This window comes from Paracoccus sp. C2R09, assembly GCF_018860625.1.
Taxonomy (GTDB): domain Bacteria; phylum Pseudomonadota; class Alphaproteobacteria; order Rhodobacterales; family Rhodobacteraceae; genus Paracoccus.
On record NZ_JAHKQB010000010.1, the window covers coordinates 1 to 20,128 of the forward strand.

19 protein-coding genes and 1 tRNA gene are annotated in these 20,128 nt (G+C 64.9%); 9 read left to right on the plus strand and 11 right to left on the minus strand.

Annotated elements, in window-relative coordinates; translation table 11 throughout:
* Window positions 1–15: 15 nt before the first annotated feature.
* Both KO490_RS02540 and KO490_RS02545 read right to left on the minus strand, forming a co-directional pair.
* Complete coding sequence (locus KO490_RS02540) at window positions 16–282, minus strand: hypothetical protein (protein WP_252726979.1); 267 nt, start codon at window positions 280–282, stop codon at window positions 16–18.
* Between the two features lie 191 nt (window positions 283–473).
* Window positions 474–548 (minus strand) — tRNA-Gln (locus KO490_RS02545).
* 96 nt (window positions 549–644) lie between these two features.
* Between KO490_RS02545 and KO490_RS02550 the strand changes: the two genes are divergently transcribed.
* Complete coding sequence (locus tag KO490_RS02550; RefSeq protein WP_216017837.1) at window positions 645–1,817, plus strand: NAD(P)/FAD-dependent oxidoreductase; 1,173 nt, start codon at window positions 645–647, stop codon at window positions 1,815–1,817.
* On the opposite strand, the gene KO490_RS02555 is transcribed toward KO490_RS02550, so the two are convergent.
* Genes KO490_RS02555 through KO490_RS02570 form a run of 4 tightly spaced genes read right to left on the minus strand, consistent with a single transcriptional unit; the run spans window position 1,814 to window position 6,300 of the window.
* Entirely contained in the window at window positions 1,814–3,121 is a 1,308-nt protein-coding gene (locus tag KO490_RS02555; RefSeq protein ID WP_216017838.1) for a mechanosensitive ion channel domain-containing protein, read from the minus strand. The genes KO490_RS02550 and KO490_RS02555 overlap by 4 nt on opposite strands.
* On the minus strand, window positions 3,121–3,963 hold the full coding sequence (gene kdsA / locus KO490_RS02560) for a 3-deoxy-8-phosphooctulonate synthase (protein WP_216017839.1): 843 nt from the start codon (window positions 3,961–3,963) through the stop codon (window positions 3,121–3,123). Before kdsA ends, KO490_RS02555 begins: the two co-directional genes overlap by 1 nt.
* Complete coding sequence (locus KO490_RS02565) at window positions 3,960–5,663, minus strand: capsule biosynthesis protein (protein ID WP_216017840.1); 1,704 nt, start codon at window positions 5,661–5,663, stop codon at window positions 3,960–3,962. The genes kdsA and KO490_RS02565 overlap by 4 nt, the downstream gene beginning before the upstream one ends.
* The gene (locus KO490_RS02570) at window positions 5,647–6,300 is read right to left on the minus strand and encodes an ABC transporter ATP-binding protein (protein ID WP_216017841.1); all 654 of its coding nucleotides are present in this window, start codon (window positions 6,298–6,300) and stop codon (window positions 5,647–5,649) included. Before KO490_RS02570 ends, KO490_RS02565 begins: the two co-directional genes overlap by 17 nt.
* Window positions 6,301–6,463: 163 nt before the next feature.
* Here KO490_RS02570 and KO490_RS02575 point away from each other — a divergent pair, with 163 nt between their 5' ends.
* The 4 genes from KO490_RS02575 to KO490_RS02590 all read left to right on the plus strand — a co-directional run bounded on the left by KO490_RS02575 (window position 6,464) and on the right by KO490_RS02590 (window position 11,452).
* Window positions 6,464–7,060: a uracil-DNA glycosylase family protein gene (locus KO490_RS02575; RefSeq protein WP_216017842.1), complete on the plus strand. Its 597-nt coding sequence runs from the start codon at window positions 6,464–6,466 to the stop codon at window positions 7,058–7,060.
* A gap of 113 nt (window positions 7,061–7,173) precedes the next feature.
* Window positions 7,174–8,139, plus strand: coding sequence for a TAXI family TRAP transporter solute-binding subunit (locus tag KO490_RS02580; protein ID WP_216017843.1), 966 nt, complete (start codon window positions 7,174–7,176; stop codon window positions 8,137–8,139).
* A gap of 87 nt (window positions 8,140–8,226) precedes the next feature.
* Window positions 8,227–11,034, plus strand: coding sequence for a TRAP transporter permease (locus KO490_RS02585; RefSeq protein ID WP_216017844.1), 2,808 nt, complete (start codon window positions 8,227–8,229; stop codon window positions 11,032–11,034).
* Window positions 11,027–11,452 carry a universal stress protein gene (locus KO490_RS02590; protein WP_216017845.1) on the plus strand — a complete coding sequence of 142 codons (426 nt, stop codon included), beginning with the start codon at window positions 11,027–11,029 and terminating at the stop codon, window positions 11,450–11,452. Before KO490_RS02585 ends, KO490_RS02590 begins: the two co-directional genes overlap by 8 nt.
* On the opposite strand, the gene KO490_RS02595 is transcribed toward KO490_RS02590, so the two are convergent.
* On the minus strand, window positions 11,449–12,735 hold the full coding sequence (locus KO490_RS02595) for a hypothetical protein (RefSeq protein WP_216017846.1): 1,287 nt from the start codon (window positions 12,733–12,735) through the stop codon (window positions 11,449–11,451). The two genes, KO490_RS02590 and KO490_RS02595, sit on opposite strands and share 4 nt — an antisense overlap.
* A gap of 145 nt (window positions 12,736–12,880) precedes the next feature.
* On the opposite strand from KO490_RS02595, the gene KO490_RS02600 reads away from it, so the two are divergent.
* A complete protein-coding gene (locus KO490_RS02600) occupies window positions 12,881–14,476 on the plus strand; it encodes a peptide chain release factor 3 (protein ID WP_216017847.1) in 1,596 nt (531 codons plus the stop codon).
* 39 nt (window positions 14,477–14,515) lie between these two features.
* On the opposite strand, the gene KO490_RS02605 is transcribed toward KO490_RS02600, so the two are convergent.
* Together KO490_RS02605 and KO490_RS02610 are read right to left on the minus strand one after the other, a co-directional pair.
* A complete protein-coding gene (locus KO490_RS02605; protein WP_216017848.1) occupies window positions 14,516–14,938 on the minus strand; it encodes an OsmC family protein in 423 nt (140 codons plus the stop codon).
* A gap of 55 nt (window positions 14,939–14,993) precedes the next feature.
* Window positions 14,994–16,163 carry a deoxyguanosinetriphosphate triphosphohydrolase gene (locus KO490_RS02610; RefSeq protein ID WP_303462989.1) on the minus strand — a complete coding sequence of 390 codons (1,170 nt, stop codon included), beginning with the start codon at window positions 16,161–16,163 and terminating at the stop codon, window positions 14,994–14,996.
* 77 nt (window positions 16,164–16,240) lie between these two features.
* Here KO490_RS02610 and KO490_RS02615 point away from each other — a divergent pair, with 77 nt between their 5' ends.
* Window positions 16,241–16,564 (plus strand): iron-sulfur cluster assembly accessory protein, encoded by a 324-nt coding sequence (locus tag KO490_RS02615; protein WP_216017850.1) that lies wholly within the window; start codon window positions 16,241–16,243, stop codon window positions 16,562–16,564.
* Window positions 16,565–16,618: 54 nt separating this feature from the next.
* Window positions 16,619–17,404, plus strand: a complete 786-nt coding sequence (gene xth, locus KO490_RS02620) for an exodeoxyribonuclease III (RefSeq protein WP_216017851.1) — start codon at window positions 16,619–16,621, stop codon at window positions 17,402–17,404.
* Here the strand turns inward: xth and KO490_RS02625 are convergent.
* Window positions 17,401–18,288, minus strand: a complete 888-nt coding sequence (locus KO490_RS02625) for a cation diffusion facilitator family transporter (RefSeq protein ID WP_303462990.1) — start codon at window positions 18,286–18,288, stop codon at window positions 17,401–17,403. The two genes, xth and KO490_RS02625, sit on opposite strands and share 4 nt — an antisense overlap.
* Window positions 18,289–18,532: 244 nt before the next feature.
* Here KO490_RS02625 and KO490_RS02630 point away from each other — a divergent pair, with 244 nt between their 5' ends.
* The gene (locus KO490_RS02630; RefSeq protein WP_216017853.1) at window positions 18,533–19,696 is read left to right on the plus strand and encodes a BCCT family transporter; all 1,164 of its coding nucleotides are present in this window, start codon (window positions 18,533–18,535) and stop codon (window positions 19,694–19,696) included.
* Between the two features lie 40 nt (window positions 19,697–19,736).
* Here KO490_RS02630 and KO490_RS02635 read toward each other — a convergent pair whose 3' ends face one another.
* On the minus strand, window positions 19,737–20,072 hold the full coding sequence (locus tag KO490_RS02635; RefSeq protein ID WP_216017854.1) for a hypothetical protein: 336 nt from the start codon (window positions 20,070–20,072) through the stop codon (window positions 19,737–19,739).
* Window positions 20,073–20,128: the final 56 nt, after the last annotated feature.

The following is a 20,128-nucleotide window of genomic DNA, read 5'->3' on the forward strand; positions in this document are numbered from 1 at the left end:
CAAACCCGGCGCGGTTCAGACCGCTTCATCGTCGTGGTTGCCAATAATCAGATGCTTGCGACCTGGCAGGCTGTGAAACCAGCTCTCGAATTGTGCCGTATCGTCAGCGCGACCGAAGGCGAAATCTCCCAAGATCCAGACGTCATCATCATGCGCGACGCAGGCCTGGAAGTTAGCGATCAGGGCCGCGTTCATCTCCGCGGTTGAGGCGAAGGGGCGCTTGCAGAAGTCGATGATGCGGTGGTGGCCGAAGTGCAGGTCGGCCGAATACCAGTTGGCCATATCTGTGCCCTCCGTGCTCGTCAGACCACAGTTTAGGGACGAGATCACACCGGCGCAAATGCCTGTTAGTTCAGAAGGATTCTGTACGGCGAGACGTTTGGAATGTCAGCAGATGCCAGTCTTGCCCGAGCAAGATGCCAAATAGAACCGGATAGGTTCCAATCTTCGGCGAACGTCACATTACTGGAAATTGGCTGGGGCGGTAGGATTCGAACCTACGGTACACGGTACCAAAAACCGATGCCTTACCACTTGGCCACGCCCCAACTGTGTGAGGGTGATTACAAAACCCGTCGGGGGGGTGCAAGTCGAAAATTGCAGAAATGTTGTGACTTTTTTCGAAGCCCGATATGCCCCCTTTCATGGAACATTGGGACATCGTCATCTTGGGTGCCGGCGCGGCTGGTTTGTTCTGTGCTGGCAGTGCGCTGGCGCAGGGCAGGCGGGTTCTGGTGCTGGATCATGCCGCCAAACCGGCCGAGAAGATTCGCATCTCGGGCGGGGGGCGGTGCAACTTCACGAACATGGCGACGGGGCGGGATCGCTTCCTGTCGGCCAATCCGCGCTTCGCGGCCAGTGCGCTGTCGCGCTACAAGCCCGCCGATTTCGTGGGGCTGGTGGATGCGGCGGGAATCGCCTGGCACGAAAAGACGCAAGGGCAGCTGTTCTGCGACGGCAAGGCCACGCAGATCACCGACATGCTGCTGCGCCGGATGCGCGGGGCAGAGCTGCGGCTGGAAACGCCCGTCGATGCCGTCGTGCGGGGGGCGGACGGGTTTCGCCTGACGGGGCAGGGCCTAGACGTCCTGACGCCCCGGCTGGTGGTGGCGACGGGGGGCAAGTCCATCCCCAAGATCGGCGCCACGGGTTTCGCCTATGACCTTGCGCAGCAATTCGGCCTGGAAATGGTGGAGACGCGTCCCGGTCTGGTTCCCCTGACCTTTGCCGAACAGGATCTTGCGCAGACCAAGCCGCTGGCGGGCATCGCGACGGATGCGCGGATCGTCCATGGTGGCGGCAGCTTCCGTGATGCGCTGCTCTATACCCATCGCGGGATCAGCGGGCCGTCAATCCTGCAGATCAGCAGCTTCTGGCGCGCGGGCGAGGAGTTGCGCGTGGATCTGGCCCCCGAAACCGACATGGGTCAGTGGCTGCGCGATCAGCGCGGGCAGGCGGGGCGGGTGGCCATCGCGACGGTTCTTTCGCGCATCCTGCCCGAGCGTCTGGCCCATGCCATCGCCGAGGAGGCCGGCCTGACCAAGGCGCGGCTGGCGGATCAGAACAACAAGCGGCTGGATCAGCTGGCCGCACGGATCAACGCATGGACCCTGCGCCCCGTGGGAACCGAGGGTTATCGCACTGCCGAAGTGACGCTCGGCGGTGTGGATACGCGCGATCTGGATGCCAAGACCATGGAGGCCCGCAAGGTGCCGGGGCTGCATTTCATCGGGGAATGCGTCGATGTCACCGGCTGGCTTGGGGGCTACAACTTCCAATGGGCCTGGGCATCGGCAGATGCCGCAGGCCGCGCCTAGCGCGAGGGGGTCAGCAGGTCGCGCCCGTCATCGACGCGTTCGCGCTCGATGATCTCTTCGAATGCCGCGTCGGGGCCGACATCGCGCAGGCGCGGATCGGCGGGGCGGACCCGGTGTTGCGCCGCAGCCAAGGGCGATGCGTCCGGCTGCTCGATCTGGATTCTGTGGACCAGTTCGGGCGGCAGGAAACCTTTGGCGTCCAGCGCGTGATGCAGCAGACGAAACGCCTCGCCCCGGGCAAGTTCGAAATCCGTGCCCTCTTGCGAGACCCAGCCCCCGGCGCGCAGGATCAGATGTTCGGGGCCTGCGGCATCCAGCCATGCGATGGGTTCGGGACGTTTCATCACGAAATCCATCCCCCCGAGCGTCTTGAGCGCCAGGTCGCGCGCGCGCCCCAGATCCGCCGCGGGGTCCAGCGTAATATCCACCATGAAGCGACGTTCGGGATTGCGGGTGAAGTTCGTCAGCACCGCCTTGTAGATGATCTGGTTCGGAATGCGGATGTGATTGCCGTCCAGCGTCAGCAGCGTGGTGCCCCGGCTGGTCAGGCGAATGACGCGGCCACGCAGGCCGTTCACCTCGATCAGGTCGTTGGGATTGAAGGGCTGACGCAGCGACAGAAGCATGGTCGCGACGAACCCCTCGATCGTGTCGCGCGCCGCAAAGCTGAGCGACAGGCCGAAGATGCCCGCAGCCCCCAGCAGCGTGCCCAGAAGCGCGCGCGCGCCCATCAGGTCCAGCGCCACGACAAGCGCCACGATCCAGGCGATCAGGCGGATAGCCTGCGCCAGGAAACCCGCGATGAAGGGGTTGGGCGCGATGTGCGTCAGCGTTTTTTCACGGCGCGACAGCCAGCCCCCCAGCAGCACGATCACGCTACCGACCAGCAGGCCCAGTGCCACGAAGGGCAGGCCCGCGACCACGGCGGTCATGCGCGACTGAAATCGTGCCCGAACCGTTTCCAACCGGGTGGCAAGGTCGGTCGAGGGATGAACCTCGTTCCGGATCGACACCACGCCGTCGACGCGGCCGATCAGCCCCAGAAGGCGGTCGATCGCGTCCTGTTCGGCGACCTCGCCATCAAGCGTGACGATGCCTGCATCGACCTCGGCCTTGATGCCGTCGAATTCGGGAAGCTGTGCAAGGATGCTGCCGATCCGGTTCAGGATCGCCAGATCGGTCGCGCCGATATCCGCGACCGAGATGGTGCCCGCAGGGGTCGCCAGATCGGTCGCGTCCTGAGCGTATGCGGGCGCCGCCGCAAGCGACAGCGCCAGAAGGGCGGCGTGGAGAAAACTGCGCATCATGCGTTCAGCGGATCGGCCTTTGCCAGCTGATCGAACTGCATCAGCGACCGGATCAGTGCGGGCATCCGGTCCAGATGGACCATGTTCGGCCCGTCCGAGGGGGCGTTGTCGGGGTCCTCATGCGTCTCGATGAAGACGCCGCCCACGCCAAGCGCCACCGCCGCGCGGGCCATGACCGGCGCGAATTCGCGCTGCCCGCCCGATGCGCCGCCCAGGCCGCCGGGTTGCTGGACCGAATGGGTCGCATCCATGATCACCGGGTAACCGGTCCGCGCCATGATGGGCAGCGACCGCATGTCGGCTACCAGCGCGTTATAGCCGAAGCTTGCGCCGCGTTCGGTCAGCAGGATGTTGTCGTTCCCGGTCGAGGCGACCTTGGCGGCCACGTTGGGCATGTCCCAGGGCGCAAGGAACTGCCCCTTCTTGATGTTGACCACGGCGCCGGTCTCGCCCGCCGCCAGCAGCAGGTCCGTCTGACGGCACAGGAAGGCCGGGATCTGGATGATGTCCACGATGCCCGCGGCCTTGCGGGCCTGTTCGGCGTCATGGATATCCGTCAGGACGGGGCAACCGAAGGCTTCGCGCACATCCGACAGGATGCGCAGCCCTTCCTCGATGCCCAGCCCGCGCCTGCCCGCAAGCGAGGTCCGGTTCGCCTTGTCGTAGCTTGCCTTGAAGACATAGGACGCGCCCGCATCGGCACAGGCCCGGGCCATGGTTTCGGCGATCATCATCGCGTGGTCGCGGCTTTCCAGCTGGCAGGGGCCCGCGATCACCGTCAGGGGCAGATCGTTGCCGCAGGTGATCGGGCCGATCTTGATGTGTTTCTGTTCGGTCATGTGGAAACCTGTTCGCGAAGGATGGAGGCCGTCAGCGACAACATCAGGTAGATCCCCGAGAAGATCAGCAGTGCCACGATGGTGTTCTGAAACGCCTTTGGATAGGTCGCCTCGTCCGGGGGGATCGGCGCGACCGAGATGGAAAGATAGCGAACCTGCTTGTTCGCCTCGATGCGCGCAGTTTCCATCTGTGCGGCGGCGGCTGCAAGCAGTTCCTGACGCGTGGCCAATTCCGCTTCGGCCACGCGCAGGCGACCGGCCACGGCGGCAAGGGAGCTGCGTTCCTCGCTGCCCTGGGTCAGGGCGGTGCGGGTTTCCTGGATCAACGCGCGCAATCGGGTGATGTCGCCGCGCACGGCATCGACGCGGCTTTGCACGGGCGAGGGGTTCGCCAGAAGCTGTCCCAGCTCCAGCTGCTTCTCGGTCAGCTGCGCTTCCAGCGCGGAAACCTGGCCCATCACGACACCGCTCTCGGCGGCGGGGTCCAGCACGCCCAGCTGTTCCTGCAATTCCTGAACGCGGATCTGGGCGGCCAGCATCTTCGCCTCGGCATCCTCGTAGGATTGCGCGGCGCCGTCCATCTGGTCCGACCGCAGGCGCGAGGTCAGCGTATCGACCTGCTGTTCCGCATAGGAGATGAGCGCGCGGCTGAATTCCTCGGAGAGTTCGGGCGAGGGTGCGATGACCTTCATGTTCAGCACCCCCTCGGTCGGGTCATAGCCGATCTTGACCGAATCCCTGTAGACGCCGAAGGCCTCTTCGTTCGAGGCGTCTGCGGGAAGGCGCTGCACCGGGTCCATCGAGGGATCCTGAAAGGCGCGCTTGAACCCGTGGTCCTGATCCAGCCGCAGCATCGCGTTGCGAGAGGTGAGATAGCTCTGGACCGCCACGGCGTCGGTATTCGTGGACATCGCGGCACCGGCAAGCGCGGCCCCGATGCCTCCGCCCGATCCGCTGCTGTCGGCGGACTGGATCTGGAACTGCGATTCGGTCGCAAATAGCGGGCTGGCCACGTTCGAATAATACCAGCCGACGACGGCCGTGGGCACGAACACGAAGATCGTCAGGCGGACCGCCAGCATGGTCAGGCGCCGGCGTCTGCGGCGCGCGATATCCTGCTGGATGCGGTAAATCTCGGCGGCGCGGCGGTCCTCGGTCAGCTGTTCGCGCGACGGCAGGTTCGGTGTGGCCTTGTCGCCGGGGACGGGGGCCGGGGGCTGGGCGCGGATGGCGGGCGGGTTCGGGGCGGGTTCGGATTGCGCGCGCTGCCCTTCGGAACTGAGGATCTGGCCCACGGCCCCCCGATGCGACGGGTCGATGCCGCGTTCGCGAAGGCGCAGCACGGCCTCCTCTCCGCTGGCAACGTCGATCTTGTGCAGCTGTGCGATGCGGCGTGCGATCCGAAGCTGTCGGTCGGTCAGCTTCTCGGCCCGGATCGCGTCCAGCCGGGCGTCCGGATCGCCCTTCGCGGGGCCGGGCCCGGCGGCCTTCGCGGGCGCCATGCCCTCGAACCCATCGGGGATCTCCTCGGTCGCGGTGAACCGCTTCAGCTTCTCGGCCCGGATCTGCGTGGCATTGGGCAGCGCCTGCCGGGCTGCGGCCCGGGCCACATCCGGGCGTGCCTCGGGACTGCCGAGGCCCGGCTTGACGGATTCCGCGACCGAACCGTGGAAGCGACGTGCCTTAGGCGGTGTAATCATAATATTGCTTCGCCTCGTCCAGGGATTCGAACATGTACAGCTTGCCGTCGCGCAGAACGGCGGCGCGATTGCAGAACTTCTCGATCGTCTTGGGCTGGTGCGACACGATCACCGTGGTGGAGGTCTGCAAACGCTCGAACAGCACGGTGCCCGCCTTGCGGTTGAATTCCACATCGGTGGTCTGGGGCATCCCCTCGTCGATCAGATAGATGTCGAAATCCAGCGCCAGCAGCAGGGCGAAATTGAACCGCTGCCGCATCCCCGCCGAATAGGTGCCGACCGGCATGTCGAAATATTCCGCGATATCGCAAAGCCATCTTGCAAAAGCCGATACGTAATCGGGGTCCAGCCCGTAAATTCGGGCGATATAACGGGAGTTTTCATTCGCACTGTGCTTGCCGACCAGCCCGCCCATGAATCCCAGGGGGAACGAGATCCGGCAGTCGCGGCGGATGCGGCCCTCATCTGGCTGTTCCAGCCCGCACATCATGTTGACCAGCGTCGTCTTGCCCGTCCCGTTCGGCGCAAGTATCCCGAGCGAACTGCCCAGATCGACCCGGAACGAGGCCCGATCCAGGATCACCTTGTGCCGCTGGCCTGTCCAAAATGCCTTGGAAACGTCGTCGAATTCAAGCATGGCCCTAATTTACCGATCAAAATCATTACGGGGCGGGCCTTGCGGGGACCTCGCCCAATGGTCGTGACGCTAAGGGGCCCTCCGGCATGCTGCCCACCTTTGGACCATTTGACACCGCAACCCCCCGTTGTCGCCAGCATCGAGTGCCACGATATTAGATCAAATGACGGATATCTATCGGCTTCAAGAACGGATTTGCGCCTGCAGGTTGTGCGCCGAACGCTTTGCCGCGACGGCGACGCGGCATCGCCCGCGGCCCGTGGCCTGGTTCGCGCCGGGCGCGCGCATCCTGGTGGTGGGGCAGGCCCCCGGTGCCAGGGTCCATGAAAGCGGACGGCCCTTCACGGATCGGTCGGGGGACCGGTTGCGCGACTGGATGGGCGTGGACGAGGCGACCTTCTATGACCGGTCCCGCATCGCGATCGTGCCGATGGCCTTCTGCTTTCCGGGATATGACGCCAAGGGGACCGACCTGCCGCCGCCGCCGATCTGCGCCGCCACCTGGCGCAATCAGGTGATGGCCGCGCTGGCCCCGCGGCTGACACTGCTGATCGGCGGGCATGCCATGCGCTGGCATCTTGGCCGCCGTTCGGTGACCGAGACGGTGCGCGACTGGCGCAGCTTCGGACCCGACACGATCCCGCTGCCGCATCCCAGCTGGCGCAACACGGCATGGTTGCGTCGCAATCCCTGGTTTGCCGACGAACTGCTGCCCGTCCTGCGTGCGCGCGTCGCCACCGAGCTGCGCGAAAGCCGCTGATGCAGTGCGGGGATTGTCAAGACGGCGCATTTGTCTGACGATGAACGGGTATTGCGTCGAAGGTGGCCCCGGCATATTCGCCCCTTCCGCATAGCGACAAAGGGAGAAGCAGCATGAGCAAACTGAAACCGATCCTGTTCGGCACGGCCTTCGCGTTGGTCGCGGGCCCCGCGCTGGCCCAGGAAGAGCAGTTCATCACCATCGGCACCGGCGGCCAGACGGGCGTCTACTATGTCGTCGGTCAGTCGATCTGCCGCCTGGTGAACCGCGAAACCGCCGAAACGGGCCTGCGCTGCACCGCCCCGGCGACCGGCGGTTCGATCGACAACATCAACCAGATCAAGTCCGGCGGCATGACCATGGGCGTGGCCCAGTCGGATTGGCAGTACCATGCCTATAACGGCAGCTCGGATTTCGAAGGCGACGCCTTCGACAAGCTGCGCTCGGTCTTCTCGGTCCATTCGGAACCCTTCACCGTCGTCGCGCGTGCGGATAGCGGCATCGAGACCTTCGAGGATCTGGCAGGCAAGCGCGTGAACGTGGGCAACCCCGGTTCGGGCACCCGCGGCACCTTCGAGGTCGTGCTGGACACGATGGGCATGTCAATGGACGACTTCTCGCTGTCCTCGGAGCTGCGCCCGGCTGAACAGTCGGCGGCCCTGGGCGACAACCAGGTCGATGCGATCAGCTATACCGTCGGCCACCCGAACGGCTCGATCCAGGAAGCGACCTCGACCGTCGATGCGCGCCTCGTGTCCGTGACCGGCGATGCGATCGACGCCCTGATCGAGGAGAACCCCTATTACGCCAAGGCCGTCATTCCGGGCGGCATGTATGCGGGCAACGACGAGGATACCGAGACCTTCGGCGTCAAGGCCACCTTCGTCACCTCCGAGGACATCCCCGAGGAAACCGTCTATCAGGTCGTGAAGGCCGTGTTCGACAATTTCGACCGCTTCAAGGGCCTGCACCCGGCATTCGCCAACCTGACCCCGGAAGAAATGGTCGCCGACGGCAACAGCGCGCCGCTGCATCCGGGCGCCGAGCGCTACTATCGCGAACAGGGCTGGGTCGAGTGATCCGGACCTGACCAGAAGGGCGGCCCCGGCGGGCCGCCCTTTCATCATGAAGCAATAACGACAAATCCAGATCCAAGGGGTGCCGTGATGAGCGAGACGGACAGAGAGGCGGAGCGACGCCAGCAACAGGCCAGCGCGGTCGAGATGGGCGCCTCGGGGCGAGGGGAGCTGAGCCAGGCCGAGCTGGACGAGCTTGTCGCGTCCTCCGATACCGGCGCAAGGACGCCCCCGGGCATGGTCGGTCGGCTGATCCTGGCCGTCGCGCTCTGCTGGTCGCTGTTCCAGCTGTGGATCGCGTCGCCGCTGCCCTTCATGCTGAACTTCGCCATCATCAGCGCCACCGATGCCCGTTCGGTGCATCTGGCCTTCGCGCTGTTTCTGGCTTTTATGGCCTATCCCGCTGAAAAATCGCCCTTCCAGCTGGGTCTGGGGATCTTCGTTCCGCTGCTTCTCAGCGGGCTGTTCATCTACGGCTCTCCGGATGCGATGCCGATCTGGTTCATCGTGCTGGTGGCTGCGGGGCTGATCGGGGCGATCCTGATGGGGTCCCCCAAATCCTGGGTGCCGCCATGGGAATGGGCGCTGGCAATCCTGGGCGTGGTCGCGACCATGTATGTCTTCGTCTTCAGCGACGAGCTTGGCCGCCGCGTCGGCGCGCCGATCACCCGCGACCTGATGATCGCGGTGCTGGGCATCCTGCTGCTGCTCGAGGCCACCCGCCGCAGTCTGGGGCCTGCGCTGATGATCGTGGCGACGGTGTTCCTCGTCTATACCTTCCTCGGGCCCTACATGCCTTCGATCATCGCGCATCGGGGCAATTCGCTGACCGAGGTGGCCAACCACCAGTGGATCACGACCGAGGGCGTCTTCGGCATCGCCCTGGGCGTCTCGACCAGCTTCGTCTTCCTGTTCGTGCTGTTCGGCGCGCTGTTGGACAAGGCGGGGGCGGGCAACTACTTCATCCAGGTCGCATTCTCGATGATGGGTCACATGCGCGGCGGACCGGCCAAGGCGGCCGTGGTCAGCAGCGCGATGACGGGCCTCATCTCGGGGTCGTCCATCGCCAACGTGGTCACCACCGGCACCTTCACCATCCCGCTGATGAAGAAAGTCGGCTTCAATTCGGAAAAGGCCGGCGCGGTCGAGGTCGCGTCCTCGGTCAACGGCCAGATCATGCCGCCCGTCATGGGTGCCGCGGCCTTCCTGATGGTCGAATATGTGGGCATCCCCTATTTCGACGTGGTCAAGCACGCCTTCCTGCCCGCCACGATCAGCTATATCGCGCTGGTCTACATCGTCCATCTCGAGGCGATGAAGGCCGGGATGCAGGGTCTGCCCCGCGCCTATACGCCGCCGCCGATCCTGCGGCGCCTGATGGGCACCGCCTTCATCGTGGCGGGCGTCTGCGCGCTGTCGCTGATCGTCTACTACACGATGGGCTGGATCCGTCCCGCCTTCGGTGCCGCGGCCCCCTATGTCGTCTTTGCCCTGCTGACGGCTGCCTATGTGGCGCTTCTGTGGGTCGCATCGCGCGAGGAACCGCTGCAGATCGACGACCCGAACGAGCCCGTGACCCAGCTTCCGTTGCCCGGGCCGACGGTGCGTTCGGGTCTGCACTTCATCCTGCCGGTCGTCGTCCTGGTCTGGGCGCTGATGGTCGATCGTCTGTCGCCGGGCCTGTCGGCCTTCTGGGCGACGGCCTTCATGATCTTCATCCTGGTCACGCAGCGCCCGCTGATGGTCATGCTGCGCGGAGAGGATCGGACCGGGAATACAGGCGCGGCATCCGCGTTGCGGTCCGGTATCGACGACCTGGTCGACGGACTGATCTCGGGCGCGCGCAACATGATCGGGATCGGCATCGCCACCGCGACTGCCGGCATCATCGTGGGCGCGGTCAGCCAGACCGGCGTGGGCGCGGCCCTGGCCGATGTGGTCGAGGTGCTGTCGGGCGGCAACTTGCTGGCGATCCTGGGCCTGACCGCGGTGCTGTCGCTGATCCTGGGGATGGGATTGCCGACGACCGCGAACTACATCGTCGTCTCGGCGCTGCTGGCCCCGGTCATCGTGACGCTGGGGCAGCAGAACGGGCTGATCGTGCCGCTGATCGCGGTGCATCTGTTCGTGTTCTATTTCGGGATCATGGCCGACGTGACGCCGCCGGTGGGTCTTGCATCCTTCGCGGCCGCCGCCGTGTCGGGGGGCGATCCGATCCGCACCGGCGTCGTGGCCTTCTTCTACAGCCTGCGGACCGCGGCGCTGCCGTTCCTGTTCATCTTCAACACCGACCTGCTGCTGATCAACGTGGGCTGGGTCCAGGGCATCTTCGTCTTTGCCACCGCGACCATCGCCATGCTGCTGTTCGCGGCATCGACCCAAGGCTGGTTCATCGTCCGCAACCGGATCTGGGAAGGCGTGGCTCTGCTGCTGATCGCCTTCACGATCTTCCGTCCGGGCTTCTTCTGGGGCTATGCCTTCCCGCCCTTCGAGGAACGTCCGCCCTCCGAATTCGTCCAGGCGCTGGAGGACAGCGTCCCGGGCGAGGGTCTGCGCCTGCGCATATCGGGGTTCAACGACATCGGCACCCCGACCGAGTTCTCGGCCCTGCTGAGCGTTCCCGAGGGCGAAACGGGCGAGGATCGCCTGGCAGCCGCAGGGATCGAGCTGATCGAGAATGGCGACGAGGTCGTGATCGACAACGTGGCCTTTGGCAGCCCGGCAGCGGATGCGGGGCTGGACTGGGATCAGACCATCATGGCCGTGCGCGCGCCCGCCGATGCGCCGTCGCGCTACTGGATCTATATCCCGGCATTCCTGCTGTTGGCGCTGGTGGTCTGGGCGCAGCGCCGCCGCGCCACGCCGCTTGCCGATGCGAAAGGGGCACGCCATGCATGACAACATCCTTCTGCCGATCGACCTGCAACATCCCGAAAGCTGGGCCAAGGCCCTGCCGGTCGCCAAGCGGCTGGCGGCCGAACAGGGCGTGATCCATCTTCTGGGAATCGTCCACGATTTCGGAAGCTCGATGGTCGCGACCTTCCTGCCGCGCGGATACGAGGAAAAGATCCTTCAGGCGCAGAAGGTCGAGCTGGACCGATTTGCAGATACGCATTTCGACGACCCCGCACGGGTGAAGGTCCATGTCGGGCATGGTCACATCGCGGAAACGATCCTGCGTGCGCAGGAGAAGTATTCGGCCGACCTGATCGTCATGGCGACCGATCAGCCGGACGAGCTGCGAAGCATTCGCGTCAGCCGTGATGCGAACGCGGTCGCGCGGCATTCGCCCGTATCGGTGATGATCGTCCGCTAGGCCGCGATCCCTTCGCGCATCGCAGGCTCGAACAGGTCGGTCAGCACAACAAGGGCGATCAGATCGTCCGTCGTCGCGGCGCGGGTCAAGGCCCGCGCCGCGACGCGTCTGGCGGCCTGCCCGAGGCGGGGATCGGTCGGGCGTTGCAGGTACCTGCGCGCATGGGTCGCCATCTGCAGAAACCCGCGCTCGTCTTCGTCATCGGCGGTCCGGATCCATTTTTCCAGCATCGCGTCGGGAAACCTTTCCGTCAGGGGGGTGGGGCAGCCTGTCATCCACGCGCCCTCGGGGGTGGCGCTGTCGCGCGCAAGGGCGCGGAAATGCTGCGCGGTTGTCGCATCGCCGAAGCATGCCGCCTCGAGCCGGTCGGGGATGCCGCGATGGCCTGTGGGGGCGGGCAGGTCCGATATGCTTGCGCGCATCAGGGCCGCGATCAGCTCGGGCGTGACCTGCGCGGGGGGATTGTCGGCCAGTTTCCTTGCGACATGCACCATGGCCGCCCGGAAGGGCGTAAGCCGTGGCGGGGCGGGCAGGGGGGCGCAGGGACGTCGCCATGTCAGCGCATGAAGCGCGTGGATCACCGCCAATGTGGGGGTGCCGCCCTGGATCAGCGTCTGTTCCCGGGTGCTGCTGTCCAGGGTCCACCCGAAGGACCCGTCCGGGCATTGTGCCTTCATCAGGTGCGCAACATGATCCGACGCATCGAAATCCGGATCGATCAGGATCATCGCCGCGACGGAGTGGCCGAGCGCCGCCGTGTCCCCCAGCAGAACCGATTGTCGCAGCAGGGTTTGCAGCCGGGCATGCACATCGGCAAGGTCCTGGCCAAGGCGCGTCTGCATCACGATCGTCAGAACCGTTCGTGCATCGGCACGGGGCAGTGCGGCCTGGCAGTCGAGATCGGCCGTGAAGGCCAGGCGGCTGGGCAGGGGCAACGAGATGTCCTGGGCCAGTTCCTCATGTGCCAATTGCGACAGGGGGTCGCTTGCCGCGGCAGCCTGGAGCAGGCTCAACCTGCCGGGATCGCGCGCGCCGTTCAATATCTGCAGGGCCGCATCGCGAAGCAGTTCAGGCGTCAGATGCCGTCCAGCCATCACCTGCAAAACGGATCTGCGTCCCCGCATCGCGGTCAGGATCCTGCCCAGTTGCGCGGCCTGTCCCACCAGCGGCAGGGCGGGATGATCCACCGGGCAGGGCATGGGCAGGCTGGCCAGCCGCGCCTGCAGCCAGCCCAGCCCGCGATTGGCCAGAAGCCGTCCTTGCCGATCCCGCCTGACATCCATCTTCGCCCCCCCGATCCGTCGGGGCGGATCATGCGCCGGCGGGGGGATCTGGCAAACCGGGTTTTACCGACAATTCTAGGGGCACCTTCCGGTCGCTGCGACGTGGCGATTGCCTTGTCCACACGGGCGCGGTAAAGCGCAGGCCATGACAAACCGCCCCGAACTTCCGCCCGAAATCGCACGCCGCCGGACCTTCGCGATCATCTCGCATCCCGATGCCGGCAAGACCACGCTGACCGAGAAGTTCCTTCTCTATGGCGGTGCCATCCAGATGGCCGGACAGGTGCGCGCCAAGGGCGAGGCGCGGCGCACGCGGTCGGACTTCATGAAGATGGAGCAGGATCGCGGGATCTCGGTCTCGGCCTCGGCGATGTCGTTCGATTTCGACGGGTTCCGGTTCAACCTGGTGGACACGCCGGGTCACAGCGACTTCTCGGAAGACACCTATCGCACGCTGACGGCGGTGGATGCGGCGATCATGGTGATCGACGGCGCCAAGGGCGTGGAATCCCAGACCCGCAAGCTGTTCGAGGTGTGCCGCCTGCGGGACCTGCCGATCCTGACCTTCTGCAACAAGATGGACCGCGAATCCCGCGAGACCTTCGAGATCATCGACGAGATCCAGGAGAACCTGGCCATCGACGTGGCGCCCGCCAGCTGGCCCATCGGGGTCGGCCGCGATTTCCTGGGTTGCTATGACATGCTGAACGACCGGTTGGAGCTGATGGACCGCGCCGACCGCAACAAGGTCGCGGAATCCATCGCCATCGACGGGCTGGACGACCCCAAGCTGGCCCAGCACATCCCCGAACAGCTGCTGACCCAGTTGCGCGAAGAGATCGAGATGGCGCGCGAGCTGCTGCCGACCTTCGATCGCCAGTCCTTCCTGGAAGGGCACATGACGCCCATCTGGTTCGGCAGCGCGATCAACAGCTTCGGCGTGCGCGAACTGATGAAGGGCATCAGCACCTACGGCCCCGAACCGCAGCCCCAGAACAGCGCCGACCGCGAGATCGCGCCCGAGGAGAAGAAGGTCACGGGCTTCGTCTTCAAGGTCCAGGCGAACATGGACCCCAAGCACCGCGACCGCGTGGCCTTCGTGCGCCTGGCCTCGGGGCATTTCGAACGCGGCATGAAGATGACCCATGTGCGCACCAAGAAGCCGATGGCCGTCAGCAACCCCGTGCTGTTCCTTGCCGCCGATCGCGAACTGGCCGAGGAGGCCTGGGCGGGCGACATCATCGGCATTCCGAACCACGGACAGCTGCGCATCGGCGATGCCCTGACCGAGGGCGAGGCGCTGCGCTTTACCGGCATCCCCAGCTTTGCGCCCGAATTGCTGCAATCGGTGCGTGCGACCGATCCGATGAAGGCCAAGCATTTGGAAAAGGCGCTGATGCAGTTTGCCGAGGAAGGCGCGGCCAAGGTCTTCAAGCCGATGATCGGCTCGGGCTTCATCGTGGGCGTCGTGGGTGCGCTGCAGTTCGAGGTGCTGGCCAGCCGGATCGAGCTGGAATACGGCATCCCCGTGCGCTTCGAGGCCAGCCAGTTCACCAGCGCGCGTTGGGTGGCAGGGCCGAAGGGCAAGGTCGAGGCGTTCTCGAACGCGAACAAGCAGCACATGGCGCTGGACCATGATGGCGATCTGGTCTTCCTGACCCGGCTGCAATGGGACATCGACCGCGTGGGTCGCGACCATCCCGACCTGTCGCTGACCGCGACCAAGGAAATGATGGTCTGAATTGAAGACGCCCGGTCCTGCTGGACCGGGCGTTTCGCATTACGCCATCTTGGCGTCCATGGTGATCTCGGCATTCAGCAGCTTCGAGATCGGGCAGCCTGCCTTGGCCTTGTCGGCGATTTCCATCACCTTGGCCTCGTCGGCATCCGCCGTGATCGAGGTCTTCAGATGGGCCTTCTTGACGGCGAAACCGTCGCCCTCCTTGTCCATCGAGATCTCCGAGGTCGTCTGGATCGCGACACCCGAGATGCCTTCCTGTTCCAGCATCATCGCCAGCGCCATCGAGAAGCAGGAGGCATGGGCCGCGCCGACCAGTTCCTCGGGGTTGGTGCCGGGCTTGTCCTCGAAGCGGGTGTTGAAGCCGTAGGGCTGGCCCGACAGGGCGCCCGACTGGCTGGAAACCTCGCCCTTGCCTTCCTTCAGGCCGCCTTCCCATTTCGCCGATCCGGTCTTGGTGATCATCCGATCCTCCTTTGGTGTCGGGTTGCGTCGGCCAATCAACGCAACCCGGCCCGGATCAGTTCGAACCGTCGGGAAACAGCCGGTGATGTTCAGAAATGGCGAAGCGGTCGGTCATGCCCGCCACGTAATCGAGGACCAGCCGTGCGCGCTCGGTCCGCTCGGGCAGGGCCAGGGCCGCCTGGTGCCACTGCTCGGGCATGTGTTCGGGCGCGTCGAGGAACAGCGGGAACATGTCGTTCACCATCTGCGTGACCGAGGTCCGCTCGACCACGACCGAAGGGGCGCGATACATGCGCTGGAACAGGAAGGACTTGATCGCCTTGATGTTCTGATAGAGCGGTTTCGAGAAACGGATGATCGGCCCGTCCATCCCGCGGATGTCGTCCACCGATTGCGGCTGAAGGCCCACCAGCCGGTTCTGTGCCACGGCGATCACATCCTCGACCATGACACCGAAGACGCGGCGCAGCGCCTCGTAGCGGCGGCGTTGGGCATCGAGATCGGGATAGAGGCGGTCCACTTCGGCGAAGGCCGGGCCGATGACGGGCAGTTCGGCCAGATCATCCTCGGTAAAGAGGCCCGCGCGCAGCCCGTCATGCAGGTCGTGGTGATTATAGGCGATGTCGTCGGCCACGGCCGCGACCTGCGCCTCGGCGCTGGCATTCGTCTCCAGTTCCAGATCCCAGGCGGCATTCACCTCGGCCAGGGCATAGGGCAGGTCGCCCGTGACGGGCCCGTTATGCTTGGCGATGCCCTCGAGGCTCTCCCAGGTCAGGTTCAGGCCGTCGAAATCGGCATAGTGGCGTTCCAGACGCGTCACGATCCGCAGCGCCTGCGCGTTGTGATCGAAGCCGCCATAGGGGGCCATCAGTTCCGCCAGCGCGTCCTCGCCCGTGTGGCCGAAGGGCGGATGGCCCAGATCATGCGCCAGCGCCACGGTTTCCGCCAGGTCGGTGTTCAGCGACAGCGCGCCTGCGATGGTGCGGGCGACCTGCGCCACCTCGATCGTGTGGGTCAGGCGCGTGCGGAAGTAATCGCCGCGATAGGCCTCGCCGTCCTGTTCGACAAAGACCTGCGTCTTGTGCTTCAACCTGCGGAAGGCGCTGGAATGGATGATCCGGTCGCGGTCGCGTTGCCAGGGCGAACGAAAGGTGGACAGGTGTTCGGGGCTCAGCCGGCCGCGGCTGTCCTCGGGCATGCAGGCATATGGCGCGAGTGCGGTCACGAGATGCAGGGCCTTCCTTGCGAGTGTTCGCATCAGACCCTATATTTCCCGGTGTCGGACGAAAACGGGAACGACCCATGAACCTGCCACCCAAAGTCACCGAACGCGCCTATGAACGGCTTGCGGAAATCAACACGGGCAAGGACCCTGTGGCGCTGCGCGTCGCCGTGTCCGGCGGGGGGTGTTCGGGGTTCCAGTACGACATCCGGCTGGATCAGCCCGAAGATGACGACCTGGTGCTGGAACGCAGCGGCCAGCGTGTCGTGGTCGATCCGGTGTCGCTGCCCTTCCTGGCCAATGCCGTGATCGACTTCACGGACGAACTGATCGGCGCGCGCTTCGTGATCGAGAACCCGAACGCTACCAGCAGCTGCGGTTGCGGGACGTCCTTCTCGATGTAAGCCGCCCATCCGGGGCGGTTGCCAAATCCGGGGGCTGCGCTAAAGATGCCGCCCATGAAAATCGCAAGCTTCAACATCAACGGCGTCAAGGCCCGTATCCAGGCGCTCAGCGACTGGCTGGCCTCGACCGATGCCGATCTGGTCGTCCTGCAGGAAATCAAGTCCGTGGACGAGAACTTTCCGCGCGAACATTTCGAGGATATGGGCTGGCGGGTCGAGACCCACGGCCAGAAGAGCTTCAACGGCGTGGCGATCCTGTCGAAGCTGCCGTTGGAGGATGTGACCCGCGGCCTTCCGGGCGATGACGAGGACGAGCAGGCCCGTTACATCGAGGCCACCGTGGTGGGAAACCATGCGGTGCGCATCGCGGGCCTCTATCTGCCGAACGGCAATCCCGCGCCGGGGCCGAAATACGACTACAAGCTGGCATGGATGGAACGCCTGCGCCTGCGCGCCGAGGAGCTGCTGGCATCCGAGATGCCCGTGATCATGCTGGGCGATTACAACATCATCCCCGAGCCGCGCGACGCTGCCAATCCGCAGAAATGGACCGAGGATGCGCTGTTCCGCCCCGAAAGCCGCGCGGCCTTCCGCCGGATCGTGAACCAGGGCTGGACCGATGCGATCCGCATCCGGGATCCGCATGCCACGCGTGGGCCCTTCACCTTCTGGGATTACCAGGCGGGCGCGTGGAACAAGGATGACGGGATCCGCATCGACCACCTGCTGCTGTCCCCGCAGGCCGCCGACCTGATGATCGAGACGGGCGTGGATCGCGACGCCCGCGCCGGCGAAAAGCCGAGCGATCACGTCCCCGTCTGGGTCCGGCTTCGGGACTAGATCACCAGGACGCCCGAATGCTTGGCCTTGTGTTCGGGTTCGACATGGATGGTGATCTGCGCATCGGGCAGAAGCGCCTTCAGCGATCCCTCTATCCGGTCGCAGATCGCATGGGCGTCGGCCACGCTGGTCTGCCCGTCGATCACCAGGTGGAAATCGATGAAGGTCACCGCGCCTGCGTGTCGGGTGCGCAGGTCATGCGCCTCGATCGCGCCGGTCGCCTTGTCCGAGATGATGTCGCGGATCGCCTGCAGCGTCGCGTCGGGGACGGCCTCGTCCATCAGGCCGCCGATGGATGCGGCCATGACGCGCCAGCCCGACCACAGGATGTTCAACCCCACCAGCATCGCCAGCAACGGGTCCAGCACCGCCCAGCCGGTCGCATGGGCCAAGGCGACCCCCAGCAGCACCCCCGCGGATGAGACGACATCCGACAGCAGGTGCCGCCCGTCGGCCACCAGCGCAGGCGATCGCAGCCTGCGCCCCTGCGTCAGCAACACCTTGCACCATATCGCGTTCAGAACCCCTGCGACGGCGTTGATCGCAAGGCCCGTGGTGGGGGCCTCGATCATGCGGGGCGCGCGGAAGGCCTCCCATGCCTCGTGCAGGATCACCAGGGCCGCCACGATGATCAGGACGCCCTCCAGCACGGCCGAGAAGAATTCAGCCTTGTGGTGGCCATAGGGGTGACCGTCATCGGCCGGGCGCTGCGCCACGCAGATGGCGACCAGCGCCGCGATGGCGGTCGCGACGTTCACGATGCTTTCCAGCGCATCCGACATCAGCGCGACCGACCCCGTCAGCCGCCATGCCAGCGTCTTGAGCGCCAGGACCAGAAGCCCCAGCACGATGCTTCCGATCGCGAGTTTCATCGTCGAAGACATGGGGCGCCCCTGTTCCGCCATTGCCGAGCGCGCCATTTGGCAGAAGCGCGCGTCCTTCTCAACCCGTTCGATGTTTTTGATTGACTAAGCAATCAACTTTGATCATTCTTCGGCCATCAAATCAATTTGCGGCCGTATCCGGTCGCGCCGGTGACGGTCTGGCGGCGGCAGTTCAGTACTGACGCTGTGCTTTCACGCGCCGGTTCGCTGCAAGATCGTTAGATACAAGAAGCAAGAACCGTTCATGACGTCGATCATTACCGTCGCATATCTAAGCGTCCTTGCCTGTGCGCTGTTCGTTCTGATCCGCTGGCCGCGGCTGCCGATGCGGGGCGAATCGCCCGTCGGCCTGTTCACGCTGATCGCATTGCTGTTCACCGCCGGTCTGGACATGGGTCTGGTCATGTTGCCGCTGAGCGAATTCCCCGTCTACGAGGAAGACGCGGCCTTCGGCTTCACCAACGCGCTGGCCGTCGAATTCGGCATGTGGGGGCCGCTGGTCTGGCTGATGTATTTCGTCGCGACCTTCTATTTCGTCGCGATCGAACCGAAGCTGAAACTGTTCGAGATCCCGTTGATCAAATGGGTCTACAACCTGACCGTCATCGCGACCTGCTCGTTCACCTGCTATCTGTTCATGACCAGCCTTCCGAGCTATGCGCCCGCGATGTCGCCGGTCGCGGTCTGGGTGCTGGTCGTCACGGTGATCGCCGCGGCCGTTCTCAGCAGCGGGAACATGGCGGTGATGAAATGGCTGGCCATCATCTCCAGCTATGGGTTCGGGACGCTGGCCTTCACGGCACTGGCGATGATCGCCTTCTTCTACAGCCGGGTGGGGATGTCCGATTTCCTGGGCAATATCGGTCTGCTGATGGATTACTTCGCCCATCTGCCGCGCTTCGCGACCCCGATCTCGGATTACCACGAATTCTATCTGTTCTGGTGGTTCGCATGGTCGATCATGATCGGTCAGTTCGTGTCCCGCTTCGTGGGCGGGCTGGTGACCTGGCAGCTGGCGCTGGCGATGGTGTTCCTGCCTGCCATCCCGCTCGGGCTGTGGTTCAGCGTGCTGTTTGTCTATCATCAGGGCGCGATCACGATCCCCGGATGGCTGAACTGGTTCATGATCGGCGTGGGCGTGGTCTTCGTGATCAATTCGCTCGACAGCCTGATCCGGCTCTATTCCGCCAATCTGGGCTGGTCGCGAGAGAAGCTGGGCGACCGCCGATACTATCCGCTGCATTTCGGGGTGCAGCTGGGGCTGGTCGCGGCCTACATGTTCACCCCGTTCGAGATCCACTGGGTGGGGCTGATCGTCGCCGGGCTCTATGGCGTGATCTATCTGCTGCTGATCGCGCGAATGGGACGGCTGAAGGGCATGGGCAAGGCGCCCGCGCCGCAGGCCTGACATGTGAAGACGCCGCCCTTGTGGGGCGGCGTCTTTCGCATCAGCCGTCTTCCGAATTGTCACCGTCATCGCCAAAGCGGGCATCGTCGGAATATTCATCCTCGCCCTCGTTGACGTATTTCGAGCTGAGCCGGATCGACTGGTCGTCATGCACGGGATCCATGACGATGTCCGACGGGATCTCTCCCCGCAGCCATTCGCGCATCTCCTCGCGGATCTCCTCGGCTTCCTGGCCGGTCACTTCGGTCAGGTATTCGACGAAGGCGCGTTGGTCGCCGTCGATCTCGTCCAGATCGGCCTCGTCGGCCTCGGGCCACTTGTCGGTGATCGCCTCGTAGAAGGCGCTCCAGTTCTCTTGGACGTGATGCCATTTCATCAGTAGTAACTCCCTCCTGCGGGAAGGCTGCCCTGCGTCCAGCGGGCAACCCCGGT